Annotated in this window: 15 protein-coding genes, 3 tRNA genes and 1 pseudogene; 11 read left to right on the top strand and 8 right to left on the bottom strand. The window is 62.3% G+C overall.

Translation table 11 applies throughout. The annotated features are described in order from the left end of the window. Positions 1-79: 79 nt before the first annotated feature. Both ABEA12_RS03330 and ABEA12_RS03325 read left to right on the top strand, forming a co-directional pair. Positions 80-1,108, top strand: coding sequence for a lactonase family protein (locus ABEA12_RS03330; protein ID WP_210102013.1), 1,029 nt, complete (start codon positions 80-82; stop codon positions 1,106-1,108). A gap of 36 nt (positions 1,109-1,144) precedes the next feature. Continuing rightward, the gene (locus ABEA12_RS03325; protein WP_210102012.1) at positions 1,145-1,885 is read left to right on the top strand and encodes an esterase/lipase family protein; all 741 of its coding nucleotides are present in this window, start codon (positions 1,145-1,147) and stop codon (positions 1,883-1,885) included. A 64-nt stretch (positions 1,886-1,949) separates the two neighbouring features. On the opposite strand, the gene ABEA12_RS03320 is transcribed toward ABEA12_RS03325, so the two are convergent. Further along, positions 1,950-2,023: transfer RNA gene (locus tag ABEA12_RS03320), tRNA-Arg, on the bottom strand. A gap of 303 nt (positions 2,024-2,326) precedes the next feature. On the opposite strand from ABEA12_RS03320, the gene ABEA12_RS03315 reads away from it, so the two are divergent. The 3 genes and pseudogenes from ABEA12_RS03315 to ABEA12_RS03310 all read left to right on the top strand — a co-directional run bounded on the left by ABEA12_RS03315 (position 2,327) and on the right by ABEA12_RS03310 (position 3,423). Then, entirely contained in the window at positions 2,327-2,881 is a 555-nt protein-coding gene (locus ABEA12_RS03315) for a low temperature requirement protein A (protein WP_210102011.1), read from the top strand. Further along, a pseudogene (locus ABEA12_RS18595) lies at positions 2,763-3,047 on the top strand (low temperature requirement protein A); the annotation flags it as partial. The gene ABEA12_RS03315 and the pseudogene ABEA12_RS18595, both read left to right, overlap by 119 nt. 109 nt (positions 3,048-3,156) lie before the next feature. Continuing rightward, positions 3,157-3,423, top strand: a complete 267-nt coding sequence (locus ABEA12_RS03310; RefSeq protein WP_345466388.1) for a hypothetical protein — start codon at positions 3,157-3,159, stop codon at positions 3,421-3,423. A gap of 93 nt (positions 3,424-3,516) precedes the next feature. On the opposite strand, the gene ABEA12_RS03305 is transcribed toward ABEA12_RS03310, so the two are convergent. Continuing rightward, positions 3,517-3,593 (bottom strand) — tRNA-Arg (locus ABEA12_RS03305). 306 nt (positions 3,594-3,899) lie between these two features. Between ABEA12_RS03305 and ABEA12_RS03300 the strand changes: the two genes are divergently transcribed. The 3 genes from ABEA12_RS03300 to ABEA12_RS03290 all read left to right on the top strand — a co-directional run bounded on the left by ABEA12_RS03300 (position 3,900) and on the right by ABEA12_RS03290 (position 7,919). Beyond that, a complete protein-coding gene (locus ABEA12_RS03300) occupies positions 3,900-5,729 on the top strand; it encodes a phosphoenolpyruvate carboxykinase (GTP) (protein WP_210102009.1) in 1,830 nt (609 codons plus the stop codon). A gap of 436 nt (positions 5,730-6,165) precedes the next feature. Beyond that, positions 6,166-6,693: a PadR family transcriptional regulator gene (locus ABEA12_RS03295; protein ID WP_210102008.1), complete on the top strand. Its 528-nt coding sequence runs from the start codon at positions 6,166-6,168 to the stop codon at positions 6,691-6,693. Continuing rightward, entirely contained in the window at positions 6,690-7,919 is a 1,230-nt protein-coding gene (locus tag ABEA12_RS03290; RefSeq protein ID WP_210102007.1) for an alpha/beta fold hydrolase, read from the top strand. The genes ABEA12_RS03295 and ABEA12_RS03290 overlap by 4 nt, the downstream gene beginning before the upstream one ends. A gap of 141 nt (positions 7,920-8,060) precedes the next feature. Here the strand turns inward: ABEA12_RS03290 and ABEA12_RS03285 are convergent, their stop codons facing one another. From ABEA12_RS03285 to ABEA12_RS03270, 4 genes are all read right to left on the bottom strand, one after another. Next, positions 8,061-9,242 (bottom strand): globin domain-containing protein, encoded by a 1,182-nt coding sequence (locus ABEA12_RS03285; RefSeq protein WP_210102006.1) that lies wholly within the window; start codon positions 9,240-9,242, stop codon positions 8,061-8,063. A gap of 211 nt (positions 9,243-9,453) precedes the next feature. Beyond that, the gene (locus ABEA12_RS03280; RefSeq protein ID WP_210102005.1) at positions 9,454-9,891 is read right to left on the bottom strand and encodes an RrF2 family transcriptional regulator; all 438 of its coding nucleotides are present in this window, start codon (positions 9,889-9,891) and stop codon (positions 9,454-9,456) included. A 132-nt stretch (positions 9,892-10,023) separates the two neighbouring features. Beyond that, the gene (locus tag ABEA12_RS03275; RefSeq protein WP_210102004.1) at positions 10,024-10,506 is read right to left on the bottom strand and encodes a hypothetical protein; all 483 of its coding nucleotides are present in this window, start codon (positions 10,504-10,506) and stop codon (positions 10,024-10,026) included. Beyond that, entirely contained in the window at positions 10,503-11,990 is a 1,488-nt protein-coding gene (locus ABEA12_RS03270; RefSeq protein WP_210102003.1) for a phosphomannomutase/phosphoglucomutase, read from the bottom strand. The genes ABEA12_RS03275 and ABEA12_RS03270 overlap by 4 nt, the downstream gene beginning before the upstream one ends. Before the next feature lie 103 nt (positions 11,991-12,093). Here ABEA12_RS03270 and ABEA12_RS03265 point away from each other — a divergent pair, with 103 nt between their 5' ends. Both ABEA12_RS03265 and ABEA12_RS03260 read left to right on the top strand, forming a co-directional pair. Further along, positions 12,094-14,229: a RecQ family ATP-dependent DNA helicase gene (locus ABEA12_RS03265; RefSeq protein WP_210102002.1), complete on the top strand. Its 2,136-nt coding sequence runs from the start codon at positions 12,094-12,096 to the stop codon at positions 14,227-14,229. Between the two features lie 87 nt (positions 14,230-14,316). Further along, complete coding sequence (locus ABEA12_RS03260) at positions 14,317-15,252, top strand: hypothetical protein (RefSeq protein WP_210102001.1); 936 nt, start codon at positions 14,317-14,319, stop codon at positions 15,250-15,252. 156 nt (positions 15,253-15,408) lie between these two features. On the opposite strand, the gene ABEA12_RS03255 is transcribed toward ABEA12_RS03260, so the two are convergent. Next, a tRNA-Ser gene (locus ABEA12_RS03255) sits at positions 15,409-15,497 on the bottom strand. A gap of 368 nt (positions 15,498-15,865) precedes the next feature. Between ABEA12_RS03255 and ABEA12_RS03250 the strand changes: the two genes are divergently transcribed. Continuing rightward, positions 15,866-16,027: a hypothetical protein gene (locus ABEA12_RS03250; protein ID WP_210102000.1), complete on the top strand. Its 162-nt coding sequence runs from the start codon at positions 15,866-15,868 to the stop codon at positions 16,025-16,027. Here ABEA12_RS03250 and ABEA12_RS03245 read toward each other — a convergent pair. Beyond that, entirely contained in the window at positions 16,024-18,249 is a 2,226-nt protein-coding gene (locus ABEA12_RS03245) for a prolyl oligopeptidase family serine peptidase (protein WP_210101999.1), read from the bottom strand. The two genes, ABEA12_RS03250 and ABEA12_RS03245, sit on opposite strands and share 4 nt — an antisense overlap. Positions 18,250-18,311: the final 62 nt, after the last annotated feature.

Below are 18,311 nucleotides of genomic sequence, written 5' to 3'. Positions count from 1 at the left end.
AGGGATACATAACAACACGATCGGACATCATTTTGGCACCGAGGGGCATGGGTGCCGGTTGACGAGGCAGGATTGATGCATGGACAAGAAGTTTTGGGTTGGCGGATACTCGCCGGACGGTGGCGGTGCGAGCCTGGGCATCCGAGCAGTGGAAATCAGCAACGGCGTCCTGCGGGACCTGGGGCTTGCCCACCATGCGGATTCGCCGTCGTGGATCGCCACCCACCCGAAGCTGCCGGTGATCTATGCGGCGCTTGAACCCCGGGGCGAGGTCGCCGCCTATGCCATCATCGACTACGACCGACTCGAGCTGTTGGGCAAGCCGGTGCCCGCCGGAGACCTGGTATGCCACCTGACCGTTGCGGGCAGCGCGGGCCCGCTTATCGCCAGCTGCTACGGCGACGGGCGGGTGTTGGCCTTCCCCGTCAACCCAGACGGATCCCTGGCCAAACCGGCCGTGGCCCCGGCCTCGAAGGATCCCTTTGCCGTTCCGGGGCATGACGCGCGCGCCTCGCGTTCACACCAGAGCACCGTGTTGCGATCGGGCCGGATCATCACCACCGATTTGGGCCATGACTCACTGCGGGTCTGGGACTTGGACGCAGGGGAGTTGCGGCTTCGCCAACAAATCGCCTTGCGCAAGGGGGACGGCCCTCGCCACCTTGTGGAACACCCCTCGGGTTTGATCTACGTGGTGACGGAGCACGGTGCCGAGGTCGTGGCCCTCCAAGCCGATTTGACAGGCATATACAGGGAAGTTTCACGCACTGGCCTTGGCGAAGCGATTTTTGCCGGCGAGCATTTCCCCGCGGAGATCTCCCTGGACCCGAACACCAACAGGCTCTACGTCGGGGTGCGTGGCGCCCGGGTCGTGGTGGTGCTCGGGTTGAACGCCGGGAGGCCTTTGGTCTTGGGCAGCGCCCCGTGCGAGGGAGAGTGGCCGCGACACCACTTACAGGTAGGAAGCTCCCTTTTGGTGGCCAACCAGCTTTCAAACACCATCCAGGTCCTAGGGATGGACCGCCAGGACGGGTTGCCCAGCAAACGCCTTGGATCCCTGGCCATTGACAGCCCAACCTGCATCGCAGCCCAGGTGGCCGGTCGATAAATGGGGGTCGAGGAATGCGCCGAACACGGGAACCGGATGAGCCAACTCGCGCGGCCCTGGTGGTGGGCGCTGGACTACCTCTATGCCGGATGGCGACAGGTGGTCTCGGTGCTCCGTCGCCGTCCCCCGGGGAACTACGAGGCTGGGGAGTCGTCGCGCCCGGCCGTCGTACTGCTTCCAGGGGTCTACGAAACCTGGTTGTTCCTGGAACCCGCGGCCCAGCGCCTCGTTGATGGCGGGTACCGCGTCTACACGGTTCCGGGACTGGGATTCAACAAACGCCCCGTTCCCGAATCCGCGCGGCTTGTGCGGCAGCGGCTGGAGGAACTGAGCCGGATTCACGGGGTCCGGGAATGCGTGTTGCTCGCACACAGCAAGGGCGGGCTGATCGGGAAGCACGCGATGCTCGATGGGTTGCTGCCCGTGAACAACGGTTCAACCGAGCCCTTGGTCCCCCGGATCCTGGGGATGGTGGCCGTGGGGACACCATTTGCAGGATCGGCCTATGCCAAGTTCCTGTTCTCCCGCACGCTGCGCCAGTTCTCTCCCCGGGATGCGGTGCTGCTGTCGCTTCAGGCCCAGCAGGAAGCGAATGACCGAATAATTTCCATCTTTGCGCAGTTCGACCCACACATACCCGGGGGCAGCGCGCTCGCCGGGGCCAAGAACCTCCGGCTCCCGCTATCTGGACACTTCCGTACGCTGCGCCAACCCCTGGTGCTGGCTGCCGTCGAGGAATCGGTGGCAGCACTGGAAACTGGGAATGGCCGGTCTTGAAACTGTGGCCCAAGCAGAAACGTCAAGAGCTACAATCTTTCGATTGCGGCTCTTGACCAATGTGTGCGCCCAAAGGGATTCGAACCCCTGACCTTCTGTTCCGTAGACAGACGCTCTATCCAGCTGAGCTATGGGCGCATATTCATTTTTTGTCCGACCTCGCGGCCCGACCTCGAATAACTATACATATGATTTGCCCTCCGGTCGATCCAAAAATACGTACCGTGCCCCATCTCACTCCAACGGAGTTCCGTTGCCGCGGGCCCCGGTACCCGATGCCAGTGGGCCACGCAGGAACTGGCCTCGAAGCAAACCCGCCGGGCACCTAGCACGGGGCGACCTGTCGCGCCGATAATTGAAAGACCAAGGTCGGCAACTCGGAGTGATCCTTCCGAAGTCCCCTGTGTCCCGGCCGCGCAAGTGCAACGAGGGAGCGGAACGATGACAGTCGCCAATCCTGCCTCGCCAGGGATACCTGTTCCGGCACAGCCCGGACGGGACCACCGGCCGGTGGACTGGTACGAGCTGTTCTTCGACCTGGTCTTTGTTGTCGTTATTGCCGTCTCCGCGGAAACCCTCGAAGGAGACACCGGATTAGGGGCAGTCGGCGCATTCATGCTCCTGTTCTTTCCGCTGTGGTGGGCCTGGATCAACCTGATGGTCACCAACAATCTCTATGGCCGACGCTATTCATCCATGGGCGTGCTTGTCGTCGCGGCCATGCCCGGCGGTATCGAGGAATACGCGTGGTTGTACGCTGTTGGCGCCGCCTGGGTCCGTATCGTGCTTTTGGCCATGTGGCTCTTCCCGTTTGTGACACGGGCGGTGTCGGTTTCCCCGTGGCGTCCACTGGGATTAAAACCTCGCGGCGGCGGCGTTGTGTCTCGGCTTGATTTTCCGGGAGAGTCCCTACCGCTACCTGTTGTGGGTGGTGGCCGTTATTCTCGAAATGCTCCTGTTGGTGCTTCGTTGCGGCTTTGCCGTCGAGATCTATGAGCAGGTCTCCATCTCGCATTTGCTTGAGCGCATCGGGTTGTGTGTCGTGGTCGTGATCGGCGAAGCCTTCTATCTCAGCGTGACGGGCCTTGCGGAGCATCCACCCATTGGAGGTGCGACCTCGGCGATGTTCGGTTTCGTTTCCTGGGCCTTGCTGGCGAGGGCGTTCTTCCGGTGGGCGGCTCCCATCACGGAGTCCGGGCTTGCTGCGGCCCGGAACGCTCGGTCCTATGGAGCCATGAGGGACGTGGTCATGTATTTCCCCCTTCATCACCGTGCTGGCCCTTACCCTCATCGCGTCCTCCATCGGCATCGCGGTGGAGGGCGCGGGGACACCCCTGGGCGGAGCTGCGCGCTTGCTGCTTGGGGCGGGAGTGGCCGGCTTCTACCTTTCCAACGCCCTGATCGGGCTGCGGCTGGGGCGACGGCCAGGCCGGGTGGCGCTCTTGTTTGCGGCGGGCGCGATTCTTCCGGCGACAGCTTGCCTGCTGACCGGGGGAATTCCGGCTTGGGCGACGCTGGGCTCCGTAGCCCTTGCTTGACGCACTGAGCAGTCTGCTCAACGCGAGGTGGAAGCGGCCAGGCTATATCCCGGCGGAACGAGAAAAGCCACGATTTCTCGTGGCTTTCATCTTTGGTGCGCCCAAAGGGATTCGAACCCCTGACCTTCTGTTCCGTAGACAGACGCTCTATCCAGCTGAGCTATGGGCGCATTTTCAATTTTGGCAGCAACCTCGCGGTTCGACCTCGAATTACTATACAGGCGAATGCGTTTGACACAAAATTAGCCGTGCTTGCTGGTGGCATAGTCCGAAGTTATCCATTTGGATGTAGACCGGTCTACGTGTCCTTCATCACTTATGTGGTTGACTGGAGCCCTACGAAGGCCGCAACGGCGCGGTTTTCACCGAGGAAGAACTGAATTCGAAGATTCTTTGCGACCTGGGTCACACAGGTTAGATGGAGCGGCGCCATAGCATCGAATTATTGCAAATTCAGCCCAATGGAGGGAATGGACATGAGCGAGGGCTCGGACCAGAAGGTCATCGACGCAGCACCGACAACGCACGCAGAGCTTGCGGCCTGGGTGCAGGACGTCGCGGAACTGACGAAGCCCGACAACGTCTATTGGGTGGATGGCACGCAGGAGGAGAACGACCGCCTGACCGCCGAACTCGTTGAAGCCGGCACGCTGAAGAAGCTCACGGATCCTTCATTCCCGAATTCCTTCGCGGCATTCTCCGATCCCAAGGACGTGGCGCGTGTCGAGGAGCGCACGTTCATCTGCTCGGAAAACGAGAAGGATGCTGGTTTCACCAATAACTGGATGGATCCATCCAAGATGAAGGAAAAGCTCAACGAGCTTTTCGACGGCGCCATGCGTGGCCGCACCATGTACGTCATTCCGTTCGTGATGGGTCCGCTCGACGCCGAGCACCCGCAGTACGGAGTTGAGGTTACCGACTCCGCCTACGTCGTTGCATCCATGCGAATCATGGCACTGATCGGCAACAAGGTCTTGCGCAAGATCGAGGCCGAGAACGCATTCTTCGTTCCTGCGGTCCATACCGTCGGTTCACCGTTGGAGCCGGGCGCCGAAGATGTCGCCTGGCCCTGCAACGAAGACAAGTGGATCGTGCACTTCCCCGAAGAGCGCTCCATCTGGTCCTACGGTTCGGGCTACGGCGGAAACGCCTTGTTGGGCAAGAAATGCTACGCGCTGCGCATTGCCTCGGTGATGGCTCGCGATGAAGGCTGGCTGGCGGAGCACATGCTCATCCTCAAGCTCACGAACCCGGAGGGCAAGAGTTACAACGTGGCAGCGGCTTTCCCGTCGGCTTGCGGCAAGACCAACCTCGCCCTGCTTGAACCGACCATTGAAGGCTGGAAAGCCGAGACCCTGGGCGATGACATCAACTGGATGCGCATCGGCAAGGAGGGCGAGCTTCGTGGCGTCAATCCGGAGTACGGCCTCTTCGGAGTTGCACCGGGCACCGGCTGGTCCACCAACCCCAATGCCATGCGTGCCATCGTCAAGGGCAACTCCATCTTCACCAACGTCGCGCTGACAGACGAAGGCGGGGTTTGGTGGGAGGGGATGACGGATGAGGCCCCGGCGCACCTCACCGACTGGTTAGGTGAATCCTGGACCCCGGATTCCGGACGCAAGGCAGCGCACCCGAACTCGCGCTTCTGCACTCCGATCGACCAGGTCGACATGCTCGCCAAGGAATACTACAGCCCGGACGGCATCGAGATCCATGCGATCTTCTTCGGCGGCCGCCGCAAGACCACTATTCCCTTGGTGACCCAGTCCCGGAGCTGGACCAACGGCATCTTCATGGGTTCGACCCTGTCTTCGGAAACGACCGCAGCAGCCTCGGGTGCCGTAGGCGTGGTTCGCCGCGACCCGATGGCCATGCTCCCGTTCATTGGGTACAACGCCGGCGACTACCTGAAGCATTGGGATTCGATCGAGTCCAAGGCCAGCCCGGAGCGCTTGCCCAAGATTTTCTTGGTCAACTGGTTCCGCCGCAATGCCGAAGGCGCAATCGCGTGGCCAGGCTTCGGGGAGAACTCTCGCGTGCTGAAGTGGGCCATTGAGCGGATCGAAGGCAAGGCAGAAGCCGTCGAGACGCCGATTGGCTTCGTTCCAGCCGAGGGCTCGCTTGATTTGACCGGCTTGGACGTGAGCCCGGCCGACATGGAGGCTGCGACTGCCGTGAACCCGGAGGAATGGATCCCAGAGCTGGCCAGCATCGAGCAGTGGTACGCCAAGTTCGGTGATGCCCTGCCTGCTTCGTTGCGTGCAGAGTTGGATGGCCTCAAGGAACGCCTGGACGCCTAATCCCCATTGGGTCTTCTGCTTCACGGCGGCAAGGCACGTAGGCTCACATTCATGAGAGCGAAAGCCGGTGTGCGGAAATTATCCGCACACCGGCCTTCCGCGTCTCTTGGCTTCCTTCTTCCCTGCGCAAGAGGTGGAGAGCCAGCGCATTGTTCTTGCGCTGGGGGCTTGTTTCATCTGCGCGCCTGTTGCGAGACCTTGCAGGCCCGTGAGACCGGATCGGATGACAAGTGGGGTTCGGAGGGGGGATGCGGCTTTGGTGCCCGAATCACCATTGGTCCAGGGCGTGGATACCCCGACCTGATTGAGGTGCATGGCTGGACACCGCTACGGGGTGCCCACTGTGCTCCGGAAACGCTGCCAAACTAGGACAGGGGAGGAAGGGAAGTGCGTGGCTACCTGACAAATCCCCTATTGGATGTGTCAGGATAAAAGCATGATTCTTGCGCGTTTGATCCTCGGGCTCTTGAGCTTGTCGCCCATGACCGGGTACGAGTTGAAGAAGCACTTCGATTCGTCAATCAATCACTTCTGGAACGCCGACAAGGCGCAGATCTACCGCACCTTGGCCCAACTGGTGAAAGACGGGCATGCCACGGTCACTACCATTGCGCAGAAAAATTATCCCGACCGACAGGAACACCACATCACCGAGCTGGGTCATCAGGTGCTCGTTGAGTGGTTGGAAGGTGAGGTCACCGCCCATTCCCCGCGCGAGCCATTCCTGGCCCGGGTGTTTTTCGCTGGCGAACTCGACCGGGACTCGGTGTTGGGACTGATCCAGGCAAGACGCGAAGCAACGCAAGAAGTACTGGATGACTATCTCTCCCAACGGGAAGACATCGACATGAGGGCGGCAGCGGATCGGCGCAGTTTCCTGATGGCCGCAACCCTCGACAACGGCATCAGGCACGCAGCCGCGGAACTTGAGTGGCTCGATGCAGTAACGGAGTACCTGCCATGAGCCAGCGAGATGATGTTTCCGGAGGAGACGCCGGTGCAGACGAGGAATTCATGGATCTCTCCCTGCCGGAGGAAACCGCGATTTCGGATCCGGATAGCAAGAACGGGAAAGCCGCGCTGCGCGCAAAGCAAGCCAAGTTGCCGACGCCCAAACGTGAGCCCAGGGAAGCCAAGCCGGAGCCGTTGCCCAAGAAGCGCAAGCCCGAGCCCAACGCTAAACCCCAAGCAGGGGAGGAATCAAAGAGCGGATCGGCGCAGGGGCCGCTAGCAAAGCCTGGCAATGGCGCAGGGGCCATGGACACCAAGGCCCCGGACAAGCCGCCAGTGGTCAAGGCAAAGAAACCGGCAGGCAGCCAGAAGCCCGAACGTCCCGCCAAACCACCGAGGAGAACCAGGTCCCGAGCTCCGAGGGATCCGGGTGGTTACCCCGAGTTCCATGCGCCCGCGCGTGCCAGGAAAGACGGAAAACCCGCCCAGACCATCGTGTTCCTGCACGGCGGAAACGTGGGGAACTGGTCGTGGGATCCACAGGTTCGCGCCTTTGGCGATTACGAGGTGCTCACCCCGGACCTCCCCGGCTTCGGGGCCCGCTCCCAGGAGGACTGGGCGGGACTAGACAGTGCCGCCGACGACGTGGCAGCAGTCATCGCCGACGAGGTCTCCAATGGAGGCGCCCACCTAGTTGGTCTGTCCTTGGGCGGTGTAGTTGCCTTGCGGGTGCTGGCACGGCACCCGGAGCTCATCGAATCCCTGCTCATTTCCGGTGTTCCGGCCGCAGGCGTTTCAGCCTCGATGCGCACCATGAGCCGCATGCAGCTTCGCCTCTTCGGCAGCGAGTGGTACTGGCGTTTCCAAGCTGGGGCCTATGGAATGGTTGCCGACGAAAAGGACCTTTTCGCCGAACACGGAACGGCGTTGCGTGCAGATAACATGCGGGCCATCCTGGACGAGGTCGATCCCGGCGGTGTTCCGGCCCAGCTGGGCGTTTACCAGGGGCCGGTCTTGGTGATTGCCGGAAGCAAGGAGCCCAAGGTCGTGGCAAGGTCCTTTCCTGCGCTGGCACGGGCCCTTCCGCAGGCCAAGTTCCGCACCGCGGCTGGCTTGCACCACCAGTGGAACATCGAAGACCCGATCCTCTTCAACGCCACGGTGCGCTCTTGGATCGAAAAGGGTGCCGCACACCCACGCCTTCAAAAGCCATCCGTGCAGAACCCACCGCCAGCCTAACGAGCCCGGACCCGGGTAAAGCCCCGGGAAAGGCCGCCGGCACAAATGCGCGAAGACCGCCACCTGGAAAGGTGGCGGTCTTCGCGTTATTCGGGCCTCGCCGATATGCCTATCTGTTTGAAGCCAGAAGTGCTGGGTGCCCTAGGCGGCAAGCCACAGGTCGGGGCCGAAGACCTCGTAATGGATGTTCGTGGCCGGGATGCCGGCGTCGATGGCCTGTGAGCGGACCGCACGCATAAACGGAAGCGGGCCGCAAAGGTACAGGCGTGCATCGGCCGGAAGCTCGAGGTTGGCCAAGGACATGTAGCCCTCAGTTGCCTCCGTGCCCTCAGCCTTGGCGTTGATGTCCTCGAGCCAGAGCTTCAGCTCGGCATTCGGAAGTGCCTCGACCGATTCGCGCATCTGCTCCTTCAGCGCCCAGGCTTCCTCGGTGGCCTCGGCGTGCAGGACCAGCACCTGCCGGTCCGAGCCGGCTGCGACCAGGGTGGCAAGTGCCGATGCGCTCGGGGTGCAGCCGATGCCGGCGGTAGCGAGCACGATCGGGGCGCCCGTGGTGTCGATTGTCAGGTCGCCGTACGGGTTGGAGAGTTCAATGACGTCCCCGACGTTCAGGTGCTGGTGCATGAACGGGGAAACTTCTCCGCCCCCGTCGAACTTGGTGGTGATCACGCGCTCGGTGGTCGAGGTGACTGCATCGCTGAGGGTGTACTGGCGGCACTGGCGCACGCCGTCTAGCAGCGGAACCCTGACCGAGACGAACTGGCCGGCCTCGGCAACGGTGACGGGGGTTTTATCGGCCGGAACGAAGCGGAAGGTGATTGACCCGGTACCAGCTACTTCCTTGGTCACCAGCTTCCAGTCGGTCCAGATCTTGTTGTTGGCTTGCTTGGAGTAGAGGCCCTTTTCGATCTTCACCAGGGCGTCTGCCATGAGCCAGTAGACCTCGGACCAGGCTTCTGCGACCTCGGGGGTCACCGCATCACCGAGGTCCTCGACGATGGCCGCGAAGAGGTGCTCGTACACGATCGGGTACTGTTCTTCGACGATGCCCAGCGAGGTGTGCTTGTGGGCGATGCGGGCCAGGACGGCTTCCGGAAGGGTGCCCGGGTTGTTCAGTAGGTGGCTGGCGAAAGCTGCGATGGAACCGGCAAGTGCCTGCTGCTGGGTGCCGTTCTTCTGGTTTGACCGGGAGAAGAGACCGTTAAGGAGTTCCGGGCGAGCTGCAAACATCCGTGAATAGAACTTGGGGGTGATGTGGGAGATGCGCTCCCCAATGATTGGCAGCGTGGCTTCGATGACCGGGCGGGACTTCTCGGAAAGCATCTTGGGGCTCCTTGGCGAACTGTGGTTCCTATCTTGCATCTTTCATGCAAGATTGATAATTCATTTCTACAGGGAGTAGAAGTTCGAAGCAAATCGGACTGTCGCATTCAGCGGAATTTGCTGTTCACTGGAGATCCAGGGCGCAGGATGCTCTTGGCGCCGTGGACGGACAGAGGCTAGCGGAACCCCGGGAAACCGGGCTTCCTGGAGGCTAAGGAAGCGCCGGGAACGGCACGAAGGTCTTGCTGGAGGCCACGGTGAGATCCTCGACACTGAGCAGGTCGAGCTCGGCATAGAAGGCTTCGCGCGCCCGGCGCAGTGCGCCGCGCAGCGCGCAGGCAGCGATCAGCGGGCAGGGGACCCCGGCTTCGGAAACGCAGTCGACAACGTCTTCGCGAAGATCGAGGTCACGCATCAGGGTGCCCACGCGCAGTGCCAGGCCGAGGTCGGTGATTTGGGATCCCCCGTAGCGCCCACGCGCAACATCCAGGGCGCCGCGCTTGCGCAGTTCCACAACGGCTTTGGCCACGTGGTTATAGGGCACACCGATTTTCTCGGCGATTTCCTTGGTGGTGACCAGTTGGTCGCGACGGGAGCCGAGAAACATCAAGGTGCGCAGACAGACATCTGCGAAGGCGCTGAGCTTCACATGACCTATTCTCGCAGGTGTCATGCCGGGGTACAGCAATCTGTGCCGAGCCGCACTGGCCGCACGGATCAAGAGCTGTGGCCCGGAACCGCTCGCGCGATCCCGGGCCACAGACCAAAGTGTGTATGGAGGCTAGATCCAGACCTGGAGCTGGCCAGCCTCGGCACTGGGCTCGGAAAACTCCCAGACCCCGGTTTCCGGATCCGGTGCGGTGTAGGGCTGGACAATGGCGACCGAACCTCCATCGCGATGCTCGGCGAGGACATGGACGGCGTCCTTGCCCTCATCCAGCAGCGTGACGTCGGAGACGAATGCGACGGCGTTGAAGGTCTCGCGCTGGTCGTTAAGCAGCTGGACCAGGTCTGCCATCATTACCTCGGCGTCGATGTCGGCTTCGGGATTTTCCGGGTCCTCTGCCGGCTGGACGGCGAGCAGGCGCACCTCCGGCTCGGAGTTTTCCTCAGTGGCGGGTTCAACGGCGATGGCGAAAGGCAGGAAGACTCCCTGCTCCTCAAGCTGCTCGCGGGCTACTCCCAGGGCGGTGCCCAGGACCTTGTTCAGCTCTGCCTGGGCAGCGGCGTCGAGTTCGGCGATCTTGTTTTCTGGGGTGCTCATGCGTTGCTCCTGACGATGTCCAGAACTCCGTCGCGGACGAGTTCCATGGTCTTGCTGTCAATGGCTTCTCCGTTGTAGCGGAGGAAGGGTTCGGTGTTGGACGGGCGGAGGTTGAACCAAAATGAACCGTCGGATGCCGTCACCGTCGTTCCATCCAGCGTACTTACCACTGTTTCATGCCCTGCCAAATCCGGGTGGCTTGCAGCGCCGATGACGCCTTGGTTCGCGGGGTTGTTGCCATGTCCGTCGGCGAATTCCGCGAGCACGCGAGCCACGGCGCCGGCTTTGTCCTCGACCTCGGAATTGATCTCCCCGGAAGAGACATACGGCTCGTATTCGGCAGCGAATTCACTCAGTGCGGTTTCTTGGTGGCCCAAGGCCGCCAGCACATGCATGGCTGCCAGCATGCCGGTATCCGCATTGTAGAAATCACGAAAGTAGTAGTGCGCAGAGTGCTCCCCGCCAAAGACAGCGCCTTCGGCGGCCATCACGGCCTTGATGAAAGAGTGGCCCACACGGGTCACCACTGGATGCCCGCCGGCGGCGGTGACTGCCTCGGGGACGGCGCGGGAGGTGATCAGGTTGTGGATGATCACCGGTGTCTGCTCCCCGGCGGCCTGTGCGCGGGCTATTTCGCGAACCGCCACTAGGGCGGTGATAGCCGAGGGGGACACCGGGTCGCCCAATTCATCGATGACGAAGCATCGATCGGCGTCACCGTCGAACGCCAAACCGATATCCGCACCGTGCTTGATCACCGCAGTCTGCAGGTCGCGCAGGTTCTCCGGTTCCAGTGGGTTGGCCGGGTGGTTGGGGAAGGTGCCATCGAGCTCGAAGTACATCTCGATGATTTCCAGCGGAAGCCCCGGCAGCAGTGTGTCGCCCAGGACCGCGGGCGTGGTCAGCCCACCCATCCCGTTTGCCGCATCCACCACGACCTTCAATGGACGGATGTCCGCCAGATCCACCAGCGAGCGCAGGTAGGCTGCATAATCGGCCAAGGCATCGTATTCGGAGATGGTGCCCTCGGGTGCCTCGGTGGACACCGGAAGGCCCTCGTCGAGGTAGATCTGCGCCAAGTCGCGGATCTCATAGAGACCAGTGTCGGAAGAAACCGGGACGGCACCTGCCTTGGCCATCTTGATGCCGTTGTAGGCGGCCGGGTTGTGGCTGGCAGTGAACACGACCCCAGCGCAATCCAGTGATCCTGCGGCGAAGTATAGCTCGTCGGTGGAGATCAGCCCGAGCATCTTCGGGTTGGCACCGCGATAGGCGGCGCCGCGCGCGAAAGCTGCGGAAAATTCGGGGGAGGACGGGCGCATGTCTCCGCCGACCAGCACGTGGTGGCCTGCCAGGCCCAGTACGTCGACAAATGCCGCGCCAATGGCTTCGACCGCCTCGGCGGTAATGGTGGCCCCGACTATGCCGCGCACGTCGTATGCCTTGAAGGACTCAGAAAGATCGATTTCCACACTCACGCTCATGAGCCTATCCGGTTGGCGTCCCGCCGCAAGGAACCGACGCATGCAAGGTGAGTAGTGCCATAGGTGCGGGCAAGTGTCGGCGGACACTGGAATACTGGGGCCCATGGATGCCACAACACCCAGCACTACGGCGGACTTGCGCTCCGCAGCCACTACCATCCTGCGTTCCCTGGTGGGCAGGGACGACGCAGAATTCCATGATGGCCAGTTCGAGGCCATTGAGGCATTGGTCGCCGGGGGCCGCCGTGCCCTGGTGGTGCAGCGAACGGGTTGGGGGAAATCGGCCGTGTACTTCGTGGCATCGCTTCTTTTGCGCGCCCGCGGCGCAGGCCCGACGCTGATCGTTTCCCCGTTGCTTGCGCTGATGCGAGACCAAGTCGCAGCGGCATCGCGCGCGGGGGTCCGGGCAGAAGCCATCAACTCGGCGAACGCACTGGACTGGGAAGCCATTGCCTCCAAGCTCGCCAATGACGAGCTGGACGTGCTGCTGGTATCCCCGGAACGGCTGAACAACCCCGTCTTCCGGGACACACAGCTGCCCACGCTCATCAGGAGAATGGGGCTTTTGGTCATCGACGAGGCGCATTGCATCTCCGACTGGGGTCATGACTTTCGCCCCGACTACCGCCGCATCAAGGACCTGATCAATGCGCTGCCCGGCAACATCCCGGTGCTGGCCACCACCGCCACCGCCAACGAGCGTGTGGTTGATGACGTACAGGAGCAGTTGGCCGTGGGCGGAGCCGACGTCTTTACGTTGCGCGGTGCACTGGCCCGCGAATCCCTGCGACTGGGGGTCCTGCGCTTGCCCTCGCCGCGATCGCAGTTCGCTTGGCTGCTCACCCATCTCAACGACTTCCACGGTTCGGGAATCATCTACACCTTGACGGTCTCGGCCGCCGAGGACATAGCCCGGTTGCTGGCCGAGGCCGGCCACAAGGTGCTGGCGTACTCCGGGCGCACCGATACCGAGGAACGCCAGCGCGCCGAAACCGCACTGAAAAATAACGAGGTCAAGGCGTTGGTAGCCACCAGTGCACTGGGAATGGGCTTCGACAAGCCTGACCTTGGGTTCGTCATCCACGTTGGGGCGCCAAGCTCCCCGGTGGCTTACTACCAACAGGTGGGCCGCGCCGGACGTGGAAGCATCAACGCGGACGTCTTGCTGCTTCCTGGCCCGCAGGACCGCGATATCTGGCGCTACTTCGCCACCAGTTCGATGCCTGATGAACAAAAGGCGCACGCCGTACTGCAAGAACTCGGGGCCACACAGGGCCCGCTCTCAGTGCCGGCACTCGAGGCGCGGGTCAACATCAAACGGACCCCGCTCGAGCTGCTGCTCAAGGTACTGGCCGTGGATGGCGCCGTCGAACGCGTCTCGGGCGGGTGGATCCGGTCCAACGCGCAGTGGTTCTATGACGCCGACCGCTACCAGCGGGTGGCGGCGGCTCGTGTGGCGGAGCAGAACGCGATGCTGGACTACGAAAACCTGAAGACCTGTCGCATGGAGTTCCTTTCCCGGGCGCTCGACGATCCGGCGGCGGTCCCTTGCGGACGTTGTGATAACTGTGCAGGGATCTGGTTCAGCGACGATATCCAGGAATCGGCAAAGGACTCCGCACAGACGGCGTTGGGCCGGGTCGGCGCGTTGGTCGAGGCACGCCGGATGTATCCCGGCGGCATGGAAAAGCTGGGTGTTCCGCTCAAGGGCAAGATCAAGCCCGATTTTCAGGCCGAGGACGGGCGGGCCTTGGCCCGGTTGACCGACCTGGGCTGGGGTGGCAGGTTGCGTGCCTTGCTGCAAAGCGGGGACGAGCCCGATGCTTCTATTCCCCAGGCCATGCTCGACGCGTGTGTAAAGGTACTTAGCGAATGGAAATGGTCGGACAGGCCGGTCGCGGTGGTATCCATGCCTTCGCGATCCCGCCCGCAACTAATCGGATCGTTTGCCCAGGGGATTTCAAGCATCGGGCAGTTGCCCTACCTTGGACAGCTTGAATACAGGGATCACGGTCCGCGCGGTGACTCCGGGGGAAACTCCGCGTTCCGGCTTGCTGCCGTCTGGGACCAGTTTCTTGTTCCCGCGGAGATGGCCGAGCGCCTGGCCGGTGCCCCGGGCCCCGTACTACTGCTCGATGACCTCGCGGACAGCCGGTGGTCGCTGACCGAAGCGGCAAGGACCCTGCGACAAGCGGGAGCGCCCGGGGTGCTCCCCTTTGTCCTTGGCGTGGCCGGCTAGGCGGTGGGCGGGGAACCTGCAGCCGCGGACGCAACCAAAGCTGCAGGTAACTTAGCGCTGGGTCCCGCCGGGCCGTAGTCTAGAGGTATGGAAACACTGCTCTGGGTTCTCGTCCCGCTGCTCATTGCCGGACTAGCCTGGCTGGGCTTGCGGAAGTTGCGCATCAAGAACTCTGCCGAGGTGGCCGCCGCCATCACCCCGGAATCGGCCCAGCTCGTGGCCTCCAAGCTGACGGCCGAGGGCCACCGTGCGGTGTACAAGTCCTTGGCGCAGGGTGATTTCATGGCAGCGGTCCAAAACTACAAGGCGATGACCGGCGAAGGGTACAAAGCCAGCATCGTTGCCGTTCGCAGCCTGGAACGTTTCCCCCAAGTACGCCAGGAACCCGTAGCCGGCCCAACCATCAGCCAGCAGCTCGAAGCCGAGCGTGAGGCGGCCAAGACGGACGAACAGCCGGCTTCGACGACGCGGGAACCCGATGCCGCCACAGAACTTCCGGCACTCCACGCCCCAGGTACTCTTGCCGACGATCCATGGGTGGTGCCCAGCGAATGGGCCGAAGAGTTTGGAAGCGACACGGAGCAGACGTCCACCCAATTCAAGGTTTCCTACCTGGTGGACGGCGAATCGCGGGAATTCGCCAGCGAGGACCTGCCACCTGCCGAATACGACCAGTTCCTTTCGCTCGTCCGCGACCAAGACCTCCCCGGAGCGGCGGCTCTCATAGCCAAGCACTCGGGGCTGGAGCAGGTAGAGATCCTGCGGATGCTGGCGGCCTCACCCTTGAGTGGAAACAGCGCGGCAACCTCCAACATCGCCGATTTCAGCTTTGAAGGGCAGGGACCTGATGGTGTGGTGAAGTTCGGCATCAACGACCTGGATGAGCCCGAGCGTTCGGAACTTCTGGACCACTTGCGCCTAGGAGAGATGGACGCGGCAACGGGCATCGTTGTCCGCCACACGGGCCTTCCCGACGAGATGGTGCGAACATTGCTCAATGCCTTTGGGGATGGCGAGAAGTAAGACCACGAAGCTGGGCACAAGTGGTTGATTCCCGCCACCGGAGCCAGCGCCACGCAGTTTTGCGGTTGTCGATAAATCCGGCCGACTGCTCTGCGCCATAAAGACTAAACGAAACTTAAACGAAAATAGCCTCGAAAAATATCGAGGCTATTTCAGCGGACACGGGGGGATTTGAACCCCCGGTCGAGTTTAACCCCGACACTTCATTAGCAGTGAAGCCCATTCGGCCGCTCTGGCACGTGTCCATTTCACTGTTTCCAGCTCCCCTAGACTACCCAAAGCTGGCTCGGCACACAAAACGAGCACCCCGTCACGGCAGTACCGCACCGAATCCCGCGGAATCCCGGGGCCCGAAAGCGCCGGGAAGGTGGCGTGGAACCCATGACACGCGCAATCTCACTGCTCGTCACCGCCGAACTCGATGACTCCTAGTCAAGCAAAGGCCAGGTATCCGTGGCCGTGCGGCTCGAAATGGTGCTGGAGAACGGAGGCAAGATCCTGCTCCTCGACGACCGGGGATGGGGGCACAAACCAGCAGTGGACCGTTGTCTCGGAGACAGGGATCAGGGAAACGGCGCTCGTCGTGGTCGGTCACGATGAGCCGTTCGAGAGCATGAGCCAGAAGAGCGCGGCCGCTGACCACTGGCAGTACCTTGGCCTGATAGCGCAGCAACACGGGTTCGTTAATGGTCCGTTGGAACTGAGCCTGCTGCCCCACGAGGTCAGGTTGGGCCCGAAACTGCGGTTACGTCTCGGCCGGGCATCCGGCGTTTAGCCCAAACCGCGGCCTTGGCCGGTGATGTTGCGCCACAGGAACTCGTAGCTTGTGCCCAGCATGGTAGCGGTGGCGCCGTTGTCGCTTGCCCCGGCATGTCCGCCGTCAAGGGACTCGTGGTACCGGACATTGCCCACGTCCATGTCCATCATCTTTGCGGCCATCTTGCGGGCCTGCACAGGCCCGACCCGGTCATCACTTGTCGAGCTCCAAATCAGCGAAGCCGGGTAATCTGTTCCCTCGGGCAATGCATCATCCAGACGGTGATAGGGGGAGAACGTCCGAACGAATTCCCAGTCCTGGGGCACATCCGGGTCCCCGTACTCCGCAATCCAGGAATGACCGGCGGCAAGCCGGGTGTACCTGCGCATGTCCAGTAACGGGACGCCACAGGAGATCGCGCCGAACAGCTCCGGGTAGCCGGTGATCATGTTGCCCATGAGCAACCCGCCGTTGGATCGGCCGGTAGCGGCCAAGTGCTCACGGGAGGTGACTCCACGGGAAATGAGATCCCGCGCGATGGCCGCGAAGTCCTCGTACGCCCGATGCCGGTTTTCCTGCAGCGCCGCACGGTGCCATCGCGGACCGTATTCGCCGCCGCCACGGATGTTGGCCACCACGTAGGTTCCGTGCCGGCCCTCCGAGGTGCTTCGCGCCAGCCAGCCCGGACCCAACGCACCGAGATAGCTTGGGGTGAGACTGGCCTGGAAGCCTCCGTAGCCATTCATCAGCACCGGGTTTTTCCCGTCGAGCGGAAGATCCCGCGGGGAGACCTGGAAGTAAGGGACCCGTGTCCCGTCGTCTGAAACGGCAAAGTGTTGGGAAACCTCGAAGTCGCTGGAATCGAAACGGGCGGGTGCGCTCTTGATGGTCTTGGTGGAAGCGTTCTCGCTCTCCGTGGTGGCAACGGTTCCGCGGGCAAGCGCGCTGGGAGTGAGGAATCCGCTCAAGGTCAGCCAGAAATCATCGCTACATTGGGGATCCTCGTCGTCGACGGGAGAGATGCTGAAGCTGTGCAACGGGGAACCAAGGTCCATGGTGCGCATGGCGAAATCGCGGTCGGGATCGCAAATGAGGATCTCGGAGGAGACATCCTTGAGGGTGTTGAGCAGTATATGGTTTGCCGTGAAACCAATTGACTGCAGCGACGTGGAATCCGTGGGGACAAAGATGTCACGCAGGGTTGCGGTGCCGGCCAAGAAACCAGCAAGATCGGCCAAGACGAGTGAACCTGGAACGTGTGTGCCCCCGGCATGGATCCACGGGGTCTGCGGGGAGAACAGCACCCAGCTGCGGTGCAGCGAGACACCGACGTCGGTGGGCACAGCCAGGTGCACCCAATCGTTTCCGCGACGCACAAAGGTCTTGGAATTGTAGAAATCAATGACGTCATGGGCGACGTCGCGTTCAAAGCCCGGGGTCGAGTCATGGGAAACATACGCCAGGACGTGGGAAGGGTCGACGGAGAAGACTTCCTCGGCAGTGGAAAGGTCGCCTCCGCGGACCAGCCGGCGCACGGTGCGGGCGTATGAGGAGAGGGTGAGCGAACCGGCGCCGAAATCGGTGGCCACAAATAACGTGTCGGGATCAGCCCAGGAAACGTTGGTCTTTGCCACCGGCAGGTCGAAGCCTCCTTGGACAAAGGCGAGGTTTGGCATGTCGAACTCCCGCACACGCACCTGGTCCCCGCCGTCGGGGGACAACTTGACCAGTGCCCGGGAGTATTCGTTGCCGGGTTCCGGACGAAGCAACTGTGTTCCGGAAAAGACCCAGTCGATGCCCTCGGACTTGGCCAGGGCATCGACATCAAGCAGTACTTCCCACACCGGATCAGGCTGTTGGTATGACTCCCAGCTGGTGCGCCTCCACAACCCCTTGGGGTGCAACGAATCGCGCCAGAAGTTGTAGTAGTGTGCGCCGTGCTTGGTGACCATCGGGATCCTGTCGGCCGCATCCAGGACCGCGAGGATCCCTTCCCGCGTGGCCGCGAAATCCTCGTCAAAGAGTTCGTCCTCGGTACGGGCGTTCTGTTCGAGGACCCAGGTCATGGCCTCCCCGGAAGCCAGTTCCTCCAGCCACAGGAACTTGTCCTCGGGAGTGCTTCGGTCCATGGTCTCCTCCGGTGGTGCCGGAGCAGTCGTTGCAGCGGTTTTGAGGCCGATGGCCTCGGCCTTTGGATCCGTGGCACGTGGTTCTGTCTGACGAGGTGAAGAAGGGCTCATTGGCACAGTCTCTCATGCAGTGCAAGGAAACGGCGTGGGCGTCGAGCGGTGATCCCGGGGTC

The organism is Paeniglutamicibacter antarcticus (genome assembly GCF_039544305.1).
Taxonomy (GTDB): domain Bacteria; phylum Actinomycetota; class Actinomycetes; order Actinomycetales; family Micrococcaceae; genus Paeniglutamicibacter; species Paeniglutamicibacter antarcticus_C.
Note: the sequence above shows the minus strand (reverse complement) of the source record. Positions and strands in the feature narration are given on the sequence as shown.

What these genes read in the sequence shown, in the direction of transcription:
- ABEA12_RS03245 (WP_210101999.1), bottom strand. Translation starts at nt 18,249, where the DNA reads ATGAGCCCTTCTTCACCTCGTCAGACAGAACCACGTGCCACGGATCCA.
- ABEA12_RS03300 (WP_210102009.1), top strand. Translation starts at nt 3,900, where the DNA reads ATGAGCGAGGGCTCGGACCAGAAGGTCATCGACGCAGCACCGACAACG.
- ABEA12_RS03325 (WP_210102012.1), top strand. Translation starts at nt 1,145, where the DNA reads ATGAGCCAACTCGCGCGGCCCTGGTGGTGGGCGCTGGACTACCTCTAT.
- ABEA12_RS03265 (WP_210102002.1), top strand. Translation starts at nt 12,094, where the DNA reads ATGGATGCCACAACACCCAGCACTACGGCGGACTTGCGCTCCGCAGCC.
- ABEA12_RS03250 (WP_210102000.1), top strand. Translation starts at nt 15,866, where the DNA reads ATGAGCCAGAAGAGCGCGGCCGCTGACCACTGGCAGTACCTTGGCCTG.
- ABEA12_RS03295 (WP_210102008.1), top strand. Translation starts at nt 6,166, where the DNA reads ATGATTCTTGCGCGTTTGATCCTCGGGCTCTTGAGCTTGTCGCCCATG.
- ABEA12_RS03260 (WP_210102001.1), top strand. Translation starts at nt 14,317, where the DNA reads ATGGAAACACTGCTCTGGGTTCTCGTCCCGCTGCTCATTGCCGGACTA.
- ABEA12_RS03315 (WP_210102011.1), top strand. Translation starts at nt 2,327, where the DNA reads ATGACAGTCGCCAATCCTGCCTCGCCAGGGATACCTGTTCCGGCACAG.
- ABEA12_RS03290 (WP_210102007.1), top strand. Translation starts at nt 6,690, where the DNA reads ATGAGCCAGCGAGATGATGTTTCCGGAGGAGACGCCGGTGCAGACGAG.
- ABEA12_RS03275 (WP_210102004.1), bottom strand. Translation starts at nt 10,506, where the DNA reads ATGAGCACCCCAGAAAACAAGATCGCCGAACTCGACGCCGCTGCCCAG.
- ABEA12_RS03330 (WP_210102013.1), top strand. Translation starts at nt 80, where the DNA reads ATGGACAAGAAGTTTTGGGTTGGCGGATACTCGCCGGACGGTGGCGGT.
- ABEA12_RS03285 (WP_210102006.1), bottom strand. Translation starts at nt 9,242, where the DNA reads ATGCTTTCCGAGAAGTCCCGCCCGGTCATCGAAGCCACGCTGCCAATC.
- ABEA12_RS03270 (WP_210102003.1), bottom strand. Translation starts at nt 11,990, where the DNA reads ATGAGCGTGAGTGTGGAAATCGATCTTTCTGAGTCCTTCAAGGCATAC.